The organism is Ensifer sp. ZNC0028 (assembly GCF_000799055.1).
Taxonomy (GTDB): Bacteria; Pseudomonadota; Alphaproteobacteria; order Rhizobiales; family Rhizobiaceae; genus Ensifer.
Map to the genome: position 1 here is coordinate 66,678 of NZ_JTLA01000044.1, position 9,191 is coordinate 75,868.

Annotated in this window: 9 protein-coding genes; 2 read left to right on the forward strand and 7 right to left on the reverse strand. The window is 63.9% G+C overall.

Translation table 11 applies throughout. The features are described from left to right. Positions 1-2 precede the first annotated feature (2 nt). The 4 genes from L981_RS11210 to L981_RS11225 form a co-directional block, all read right to left on the reverse strand. Positions 3-1,214, reverse strand: coding sequence for an amidohydrolase/deacetylase family metallohydrolase (locus L981_RS11210; protein ID WP_043615350.1), 1,212 nt, complete (start codon positions 1,212-1,214; stop codon positions 3-5). 3 nt (positions 1,215-1,217) lie between these two features. Further along, positions 1,218-2,087 (reverse strand): ABC transporter permease, encoded by an 870-nt coding sequence (locus L981_RS11215; protein WP_043615354.1) that lies wholly within the window; start codon positions 2,085-2,087, stop codon positions 1,218-1,220. Then, on the reverse strand, positions 2,087-3,028 hold the full coding sequence (locus tag L981_RS11220) for an ABC transporter permease (protein ID WP_043615358.1): 942 nt from the start codon (positions 3,026-3,028) through the stop codon (positions 2,087-2,089). The genes L981_RS11215 and L981_RS11220 overlap by 1 nt, the downstream gene beginning before the upstream one ends. 120 nt (positions 3,029-3,148) lie before the next feature. Next, entirely contained in the window at positions 3,149-4,678 is a 1,530-nt protein-coding gene (locus L981_RS11225; protein ID WP_043615360.1) for an ABC transporter substrate-binding protein, read from the reverse strand. A 221-nt stretch (positions 4,679-4,899) separates the two neighbouring features. On the opposite strand from L981_RS11225, the gene L981_RS11230 reads away from it, so the two are divergent. Further along, a complete protein-coding gene (locus L981_RS11230) occupies positions 4,900-5,598 on the forward strand; it encodes an aspartate/glutamate racemase family protein (RefSeq protein WP_043615363.1) in 699 nt (232 codons plus the stop codon). A gap of 36 nt (positions 5,599-5,634) precedes the next feature. Here L981_RS11230 and L981_RS11235 read toward each other — a convergent pair whose 3' ends face one another. Both L981_RS11235 and L981_RS11240 read right to left on the reverse strand, forming a co-directional pair. Continuing rightward, on the reverse strand, positions 5,635-5,928 hold the full coding sequence (locus L981_RS11235) for a hypothetical protein (RefSeq protein WP_034787562.1): 294 nt from the start codon (positions 5,926-5,928) through the stop codon (positions 5,635-5,637). Between the two features lie 234 nt (positions 5,929-6,162). Further along, the gene (locus L981_RS11240) at positions 6,163-7,110 is read right to left on the reverse strand and encodes a LysR substrate-binding domain-containing protein (protein ID WP_043615368.1); all 948 of its coding nucleotides are present in this window, start codon (positions 7,108-7,110) and stop codon (positions 6,163-6,165) included. Between the two features lie 144 nt (positions 7,111-7,254). Between L981_RS11240 and ycaC the strand changes: the two genes are divergently transcribed. Further along, positions 7,255-7,881, forward strand: a complete 627-nt coding sequence (gene ycaC / locus L981_RS11245; protein WP_034787558.1) for an isochorismate family cysteine hydrolase YcaC — start codon at positions 7,255-7,257, stop codon at positions 7,879-7,881. A 78-nt stretch (positions 7,882-7,959) separates the two neighbouring features. Here ycaC and L981_RS11250 read toward each other — a convergent pair whose 3' ends face one another. Next, positions 7,960-9,138, reverse strand: a complete 1,179-nt coding sequence (locus L981_RS11250; protein ID WP_052201748.1) for an MFS transporter — start codon at positions 9,136-9,138, stop codon at positions 7,960-7,962. Between the last annotated feature and the right edge of the window lie 53 nt (positions 9,139-9,191).

Sequence of the window (9,191 nt, forward strand, 5' to 3'; positions counted from 1 at the left end):
CCTCAGCGGTGGCTGAAGCCGTGGCTGTGGTCGGGGCATTCGACATGCTGCGGCTGGTAACGGTTGGCGGCAACCACATCGGTGCCCATCACCGCGTAGCGGGGCTCGAAGAGGCGGTTGAGATGGGCTTCGGCGCCGAGGGAATCGAAGACCCGAAGCTCGCTATCGACGAGGTCGAAGAGGGTGAATTCGGCGCGGGCGCCGACGGTAAGCAGATTGTCCATCGGCAGGCGGATGACCGAGGCGGGCGCCTGAGTCACGGCCTCGACCACCTTTTCGAAGGGCATGCCGACGCTGAGCAGCTTCGACATGGTGGTGCCGAGGTCCCAGACCGACTGGTTCATGCTGCGCAGATGCACGTCGGTCGAGATCGAGAAGGGCAGCAGACCGCGGGCGATCGCCACTTCCGCGACGCGGAAGGAGAACGAGGCGCCGCCATGGCCGATGTCGAGGCGGATGCCTTCGCCGGCGCAGCGTTCGGCAAGCTCGAACAGGTCCTCGTCCTCGATGATGCTGGAACCGGCCTTGCCGTTGAAGCAATGGGTGACGATGTCGCCGGGGCCGAGGATTTCGAGTACTTCGTCGTAAAGCGCCGGCGGTTCGCCGACATGCACCATCATCGGGATCTTCAGGATCTTGGCAATCTTCTTGCCGAGCTTCACCGGGGTCACGCCCCAGGAACCGGTGATCACATGGCTGGCACGCACCTTCAGGCCGACGATGTGTTCGCGGTTTTCCTGGTAGCAGGCGATGATGCGGTCGATGTCGATCGAGCGGATGTCGGAGAGTTCGCTGACGCGGTTGCAGGCGACAAGGCCGATCGAGCCGAGATTGAGGAACGCCTTGATGCGTTCGCGCGACGGCTCGATGATGTATTCGCGGAAACCGTGGAAATTGGCTTCACCCGCCGAGCCCGCATCGACGATCGTGGTGACGCCGCGCTCCATGCCGCAAAGCTGCGGGCGAACGGAGATGTCGGTGCCGCCATGCCAGACATGGGCGTGCAGGTCGATCCAGCCGGGCGAGATCCAGGCGCCATTGCCTTCGATACGGCGGATATCGGCTGACGCTTCGAGGTTCTGGCCGAGTGCGGCGATGCGACCTTCGCCGTCGACGAGGATGTCGATGGTCTCTGCCGGTGCGGCCATTCCGAAGGCGACGGGCTTCACCTGCCGGAGCAGGACCGGGCCCTTGTTGCTGGTTTCGTTAGCCATGACTTACAGATCCTTTCTGAGGCGGGGGTCGAGCATGTCGCGCAGGCCGTCCCCGACCATCTGTAGCGACAGCACCGAAAGCACGATGGCGATGCCGGGAAAGAGCGTCACCCAGTCGGCCTGGCCGATATATTGCCGGCCCGAAGCGATCATCGTGCCCCAGGTCGGGATTTCCGGGCTGACGCCGACGCCGAGGAAGGAGAGCCCGGCTTCGGCGAGCATCGCATGGGCAAAGAGGAAGGTGCCCTGCACCAGAACCGGCGACAGCAGGTTGCGCAGCACGTGCCGGGTCATGATGTGCGGCGTCGAGATACCGAGCGCACGGGCAGCCTCCACATAGGGAAGCTCGCGGATGACCAGCGTCGAGGCGCGCACCACGCGGGCAAGCCGCGGCGCATAGACGATGCTGAGCGCGATGATGACGGTCGTCAGCGACGGGCCGAGGGCGGCGACCAGAGCGATTGCCAGCAGAATGTCCGGAAAAGCCATCATCGCGTCGATGACGCGGGCGATCGGCGTGTCGAGCTTCTGGAAGAAGCCGGCAAGAAGGCCGAGCACCACGCCGATCACGGTTGCTAGCGTGACGACGGCGGCACCGACGAAGAGCGACAGGCGTCCCGCATAGATGGTGCGGGAAAAGACGTCGCGACCGAACTCGTCCGTGCCGAAGAACCATTGCAGGCTCGGCGGCTGCAGCCGGTTGACGATCGACAGCTTGCCGGGCGCGTAAGGCGCAATCAGCGGCGCGAAGGCGGCGAGCAGCACGAAGACGGTGAGAACGATCAGGCCGAAGGCAACGGTCTTGCGCTTTAGCAGCCGGCGGACGAACTTGCGGCCCTCGCTCTCGGAGGGGGCGGATACGGTGATAGCCATCAGTAGCGCACCCTTGGATCAACGAGGAGATAGAGCATGTCGATCGCGAAATTGATCAGCACGTAAAGGGCTGCAATCACGAGCAGCGCGCCCTGGATGACCGGATAATCGCGGCGAAGCACGGCGGAGACGACGAGATTGCCGACGCCTGGCAGGCCGAAGACGGTTTCGGTGACGACCGCGCCGGAAATTAGCACGGCGGCGGTGAGGCCGATGATCGTCAGGATCGGGATCAGCGCGTTTTTCAACGCATGTTTCATCACCACCTTGCGTTCGCCGAGGCCCTTGGCCCGGGCGGTACGGATGAAATCGTCGCCGAGCACGTCGAGCATCGAGGCGCGGGTGAAGCGAAGGATCAGTGCCGAGGAGACTACGCCGAGCGCGATCGCCGGCAGTGCCAGGTGGTACATGCGGTCCGCGAAGGAGGAACCGGGGCCGCCATAGCCGGAGACGGGGAACCAGCCGAAGCGCACCGCCAGCACCTGGATCAGGATCAGGCCGAGCCAGAAGCTCGGTATGCTCGCCGCCAACATGGCGAGCGTCGTTGCCGCCTGGTCGACGAAGGAACCGCGCCGGTAGGCGGCGTAGATGCCGATCGGCAGCGCGATGGCGCAGGCGATCAGGATCGAGAACAAGGTGAGGAAGAAGGTCGGTTCGGCACGCTCTGCCAAGGCCGACGTGACCGGCTGGTTGAGGAAGATCGACTGGCCGAGATCGCCCTGCAGCAGCTGTCCGATGTAGTAGACATATTGCAGGCCGAGCGATTGGTCGAGGCCAAGCCGGGTGCGCAGCGCCGAAATGTCCTCCTGGGTCGCTTCCGGACCGAGCATGACGGCGGCCGGGTCCCCGGGCGTCACGCGGACGATGACGAAGACGATCGTGACGACGATCGCCATGACGACGATCATGCCCATCAGCCGTTGGAAGATGTAGCGTAACATGGTGGCCTCGAACCTTTCCTGTGCGCCCCGCCGAAAGGTGGAGGCGGAGCGACGCGCCCCTTCAGGCGGACGCCGGGCTTTTGCCCGAACATCCGCCGAAGTCCCTTGGGAGGGGGGAGCTTACTTCTTGATCGAAGCGTTCCAGAAGTACGGCCACGGAGCCGGCGAGACGCCCTCAAGCGTCTTTGCCTTGGCCGAAAGCGCGTTGAAGTCGCCGATCTTGATGAACGGCACTTCCTCGAAGATCACCTTCTGCACGTCGGCCCACAGCGCCACGCGCTTGGCCGGGTCGGATTCGGCGTTGAAGGCATCGACCGCCTTGGCGCGCGCCGGCGTATCCCAGTTGCCGGGCGCCTTCGTCGACATCATGCCGATCAGCGCCGGTTCCGGCAGGAAGGGGCTGTGGGTGATGTAGATGTCCCAGAGCGTCGGGTCGGCGCGGCGCTGGGTGAGCGTCGCCCAGTCGACCACCTGCAGATCGACGGTAAAGCCGGCGAGCTTCAGATACTCGGCGGCGACCTGCGCCATCTTGTAATGGAACTCGTACTGGCGGCTGGTCAGGATGCGCAGCGGCTCGCCCTTGTAGCCGGCAGCCTTCAGGAGTTCGCCGGCCTTTTCCGCATCGGCGATGTTGTAGGCGCCCTCGGTGCCGGCATCGGTCCGCCAGGTAAACTGCGAAGGGTAGAGAGCAGCGTCGAGCGCATAGAAGTCGGTGGTGCCGAAGGCGGCGGCCATCATGTCTTCCATGCTGAGCGAAGCGCGGATCGCCTTGCGCAGGTCGAGGTTCTTGGTCATGCCGTTGCCGGAGTTCAAGACGAAGACCGGCCAGCCGAAGGGCTGCAGCATCACGGGTTCGGACGCGCTCGAACCCTTGACGCGTTCGAAGGATTCGACCGGCAGACTATCGACATAGTCGTACTGGCCGGAAACGGCGGCCTCGACGCGGGTGTTCGGATCCGGAACCGGCACGAAGCGGATTTCGTCGGCATATTGGTGGCGGGCGCCGCCATACCCGTTGGCCTCGCCTTCCGGCGTTTTGTAGGCGTCGTAGCGGGTCAGCTGGATATACTGGTCCGCCTTGCGCTCCTTCAGCTGGTAGGGGCCGGTGCCGACGAAATCGGTCATCGGCTCGGCCTGCTTCTCGGACGGAAGGACGATTGCCGCGGAGTTGTTGAAGGCGAGCAGCGAGACGAGCGGTGCGTAAGGGGTGGCGAGCGAGATCTTTACCGTCAGCGGGTCGACCGCTTCGATGCCGGAAATCGTCGTTGCCGTCTGCTTGCCGCGCGAGGCGACCTTGGTCCAACGCTCGAGCGAGGCGACGACGTCCTTCGAGTCGAGATCGGTGCCGTCGTGGAACTTGACGCCCGAACGCAGCTTGATCGTGTAGGTTTTGCCGTCGGCGTTGATCTCCGGCAGGCTGGCGGCGAGCAGCGGCGTCGGCTTCCAGTCCTTGTCGAAGGTGTAGAGCGTTTCGAAAATGTGTTGCGAGACGATGCCGACGAGGTCGGCCGTCGATGCCATCGGGTCAAGGGTCGGCGGTTCGCCGACGGTTGCGACGGTGATCACGCCGCCCTTTTCCTGTGCAAAGGCGAGGGTTGCCGATGCCACCAATGCGGTTCCAATAAGCAATGCGAGTTTAGTCGATTTCATATTTGCTCCTCCTCATATTCCATAGTTATGCTATGTCGTTCTTTATTTTGGAATATAAAACGGCACAAAGCCGCAAATGTCAACCGGCTGTCGTCGTCGTGTCACAACCTTCGGCAGCGGCGAGCGGCAACCCTTATCTTGGAGGTGCATAAACGGGCGGGAGCTATCGCGAAGGCGTGGGATTTGTTAGCCCGGAGTCCGGATTGAAAAGGGAGAGGAAAATGAAGGTCATCGGCCTGATTGGCGGCATGAGCTGGGAGAGTTCGGCGGAGTACTACCGGATCATCAACGAGACGGTTCGCGAGCGCCTCGGTGGCGTGCACTCGGCGAAATCGCTGATGTGGTCGATGGACTTCGGCGAGATCGAGCGCCTGCAACATCACGGCGACTGGCCGGCTTTAACGGGCGAGATGATCGCCGCGGCGCGGCGTCTTGAGGCCGGCGGAGCCGATTTCCTGATGATCTGCACCAACACCATGCACAAGATGGCAGCGGACGTTTCGGCCGCCGTCTCCATTCCGCTCTTGCATATCGCCGACCCGACGGCAGAGAAGATCAAGGCGGCAGGCCTTCGCAAGGTCGGCCTGCTCGGAACGGCCTTCACCATGGAGCAGGACTTCTACAAGGGTCGCCTGGCGGAAAAATTCGGTCTCGATGTGCTGGTGCCGGAGGCGGAAGACCGGGCGAAGGTGCACGAGATCATCTACCGCGAACTCGTGGCCGGTATCGTCAAGGACAGCTCACGTGACGCTTACCGCGCCATCATCGCACGGCTGGTGGATGCCGGCGCCGAAGCGATCATCATGGGCTGCACCGAGATCATGCTGTTGATTTCGCAGGCCGATAGCCCGGTCCCGGTGTTCGACACGACCGAGATCCACGCGCTTGCCGCGGTCGATCTCGCGCTCGGGGACGCCTGACCACGGCCGACTGGCCGTCGGCCGTGGTCGCACGGGCTAGTGCAGGGTGAATTCCCGGGGTTCGCCCGGAAACAGGCTGAGAAGTGCGATGCCCTGTTGCAAAAGCAGTTCGGCGGCTGGCAAGTCGCCGACGACCAGGTCGTCCGCACAACCGATGATGATGTTGGCGAGGCTGATCGAGTTCTCCGCGAACCGGTCGTCGCCGATCTCGTAGGCCTTCTCGGCCGTTGCCTCGAGCGCTTCTGCTACCAGCGCCATCATGTTCGAGCGTTCATCCAGCGTCATGGCATCCAGTGTCTTGGCGTCGGGAGTCTTGGCAGTTGTCTGCATGATTACCTTCCCTATTGTTCAAGCCGAAATGGCCGCGCCGGCCGAAGCCGGGGGAAAAGTCTACGACTGGGGTGGGTCCAGGAGGGGAGCCGGCGTCGAACGCGGCTTCTCCATTAAGATCGTGCGTTGCGGCCGGATATGCAAGGAATGGCACCCATGCGGCCGACGCATGGGTCCGTGGAAGGCGCGCCCAGGACGGCACTTTGACGCGAGCCCGCTTGACCGCCGGATGCGCTAGGCGGTGATATGGGGTGGCGTTGCCGGCCATGCCAGGCTCTCGTCGATCGTCAGGCGATCGGCGGCGCATTCCTGGGCAAGAAAGTCGATGAAGGTACGGACGGAGGGCAGCAGCCCGCGCCGCGATGGAAAGACAGCGTGCACGACGCCGGACGCGGGGCGCCACTGCGGCAAAACCGGCACCAGCGTGCCAGCTGCCAGGTCCTTCCAGATCATCATCGTCGGCAGTTGCACGATGCCCGCGCCGTCGAGTGCCGCTTCGCGTAGCGCCGCCATGTCGTCGGTCAGGAGGCGCGGCTCGTGGCGGACGACGGCGCGCTCTCCATCGGCGCTTTCCAGCCGCCATTCATAGGTGTGCGTTGCCGAAGTCCAGGCAAGGCTCGGCAATCCCGTCAGCTGCGCGGGCTCGCCAATCGGCGCCTTCAGAAATCCGGGTCTGGCGACGAGATATTGCGAACTGTCGTCAAGCTTGCGCATCACCAGCTCGCTCTTTTCCAGCGGCGGGAACCGGACACGGATCGAGACGTCGAAGCCTTCGGCGATCACGTCCACGCGCCGGTTGGTGCTTTCCAGATGCAGGCCGATCCGGGGATGAACGGTCATGAACCGGGCAAAGAGCCGGCCGAACTGGAACGAGATCAACGCGGTCGGGCAGCTCACCCGGATGATGCCCTGCGGCTCTCCCTGATGCTGCGCGATAAAGGCATCGGCCGCTTCCGCCTCGATTAACACCGCAACGCAGCGCTGGTAATATTCGCGGCCGACATCGGTAACGAAGAACCGGCGCGGCGAACGCTGGATCAGCCGGACGCCGATCCGGTCTTCCAGGACAGCAATGCGCCGGCTCAGCCGCGATTTCTGCGTACCGGTCGCCCGCGCCGCCGCCGCAAAGCCGCCGTGCTCCACGACTTGGACAAAATAATAGAGGTCGTTCAGGTCCTGCATCGTTCTATTGATAGGACGCTGCGTCGAAATTCACAATCTTTTTGCGGTGAGGGTCCTGCAGTAGCTTACGTTCAATCACAGCGGATCAAGCGGCAACGACGGTCGCTGGCGGTGATGAAAACCAAACGAAGGAAAGGACTTCCGATGACCAAGCCCTACGTACGCCTCAACAAGGATGATGTTGCCGTCCTGCTCGTCGACCATCAGACCGGCCTGTTGTCGCTGGTGCGCGACTTCGACCCGGACAAGTTCAAGAACAACGTGCTGGCGCTTGGTGATCTCGCCAAGTACTTCAAGCTGCCGACGGTTCTGACCACCAGCTTCGAGGACGGCCCGAACGGCCCGCTGGTGCCGGAGTTGAAGGAACAGTTTCCCGACGCGCCCTTCATTCCCCGCCCGGGCCAAATCAACGCCTGGGACAACGAGGACTTCGTCAAGGCGGTGAAGGCCACCGGCAAGAAGCAGTTGCTGATCGCCGGCGTGGTGACCGAGGTCTGCGTGGCGTTTCCGGCGCTTTCGGCGATCGAGGAAGGCTTCGAGGTCTTCGTGGTCACGGATGCCTCCGGCACCTTCAACGAGGTGACCCGCGATTCCGCCTGGTCGCGCATGACCGCCGCCGGCGTTCAGCTGATGACCTGGTTCGGCGTTGCCTGTGAACTGCACCGCGACTGGCGCAACGACATCGAAGGTCTCGGCACGCTGTTTTCGAACCACATCCCGGACTACCGCAACCTCATCACCAGCTACAACACCATGGCGGCACGCAAGTAAGACACGCCAGACGAAGAATGACGAAAGCCCCGGCCTGGCATGGCCGGGGCTTTTTGCGTTCTCGTCTTGCCGTAGCCGTTACGCGCGGCTGGCAGCTTGCTGGGCGTCCTGCACGCCCACACGGGCGGCGGGCTTGAGCCGGCCGGTCAGAAGCAGGCTGACGGCGAGGAAGGGCACGAGCACGCCAAGGCCGAAGCGCATGTCGCTGTGTTCGGCAATCAGGCCGATCAGTGGCGGCCCAAGCAGGAAGCCAAGCAGTGCGATGAAGGACAGAATGGCGACGCTTGCGGCCGCCGGCCGGTCCTTCTGGTCGGCGGCGGCGGTGACGGCGAAGGGAAAGCCGACCGATACGCCGAAGCCCATGGCGGCAAAGCCGAGAAGCGCTGCCCAGGCGGCGGGGCTTACCACCACCAGAATGAGCCCGGTAATGCTGGCGATACCGCAGGCGCGCGCCACCGCAACCGGGCCGTAGCTCGCCTTCAGCCGGTCGCCGGCGAAGCGCCCGGCCGCCACCATGAAGGCGAAGATCGAGTAGCCGAAACCGGCGCTGGCGCTGGAAAGCCCGAAGATGTCACGCAGGAAGACCGCCGACCAGTCGGCGACGGCGCCCTCGGTCATGGTGATGCCGAAGACGAAGAAGCAAACCCCGAGCAATGCCCAGCCCGGCAGCTTGCGCCTGGATGGTGCCGCCTCGGCAGCCGCGGCCTCGCCGGTCTTCAGGAGCGGCAGCTTCCGTGCGAAATAGACGCTGATCGGCAACATGCCGGCAGCCGTCAGCGGCACCGCCCATTCCGGCGCCACATGCAGCGCCGCGAAGCCGACGCCAACCAGGCTGCCGGTCATGATGCCGAGGCTCCAGAAGCCGTGGCAGGTGCTCATGATCAGCTTCCCGGAGTGCTTTTCGATCGCGTCGGCCTCGACGTTGAGGCCGAGTTCAAGCGTCGTCAGCGCCGCGCCGACAATGGCGAGCGCCACGAAGAGCACCTCGATGTTCGGAGCCCATGTCGGCAGCCAGACGAGCGCCAGAAAGACGACGAAGCCGTAGAGGATGGTTGCACGGCCGCCGATCCAGGCGACGAAACGACCGGCAAACGGCAGCGTCAGCAGAATGCCGACGGGCATGCCGAGCAGCGCGATCGCCAGTTCCGCCGGGCCGAGGCCGAGCCTTTGCTGCACGTCGGGAATACGCGGCAGCCAGGCGCCGAAGGCGATCGGTTGCAGGAAGAAGATCAGCATGATGAGCCGTTGATTGGTCATGCGTTTTGTTCCCCGGATAGCGTGTCGCGCGATGCACCCTCGGCAACGGCGGG

Bases quoted from the DNA above. Each gene is read 5' to 3' on its own strand.
- L981_RS11210 (WP_043615350.1), bottom strand. From the start codon at position 1,214: ATGGCTAACGAAACCAGCAACAAGGGCCCGGTCCTGCTCCGGCAGGTG.
- L981_RS11215 (WP_043615354.1), bottom strand. From the start codon at position 2,087: ATGGCTATCACCGTATCCGCCCCCTCCGAGAGCGAGGGCCGCAAGTTC.
- L981_RS11220 (WP_043615358.1), bottom strand. From the start codon at position 3,028: ATGTTACGCTACATCTTCCAACGGCTGATGGGCATGATCGTCGTCATG.
- L981_RS11225 (WP_043615360.1), bottom strand. From the start codon at position 4,678: ATGAAATCGACTAAACTCGCATTGCTTATTGGAACCGCATTGGTGGCA.
- L981_RS11230 (WP_043615363.1), top strand. From the start codon at position 4,900: ATGAAGGTCATCGGCCTGATTGGCGGCATGAGCTGGGAGAGTTCGGCG.
- L981_RS11235 (WP_034787562.1), bottom strand. From the start codon at position 5,928: ATGCAGACAACTGCCAAGACTCCCGACGCCAAGACACTGGATGCCATG.
- L981_RS11240 (WP_043615368.1), bottom strand. From the start codon at position 7,110: ATGCAGGACCTGAACGACCTCTATTATTTTGTCCAAGTCGTGGAGCAC.
- ycaC (WP_034787558.1), top strand. From the start codon at position 7,255: ATGACCAAGCCCTACGTACGCCTCAACAAGGATGATGTTGCCGTCCTG.
- L981_RS11250 (WP_052201748.1), bottom strand. From the start codon at position 9,138: ATGACCAATCAACGGCTCATCATGCTGATCTTCTTCCTGCAACCGATC.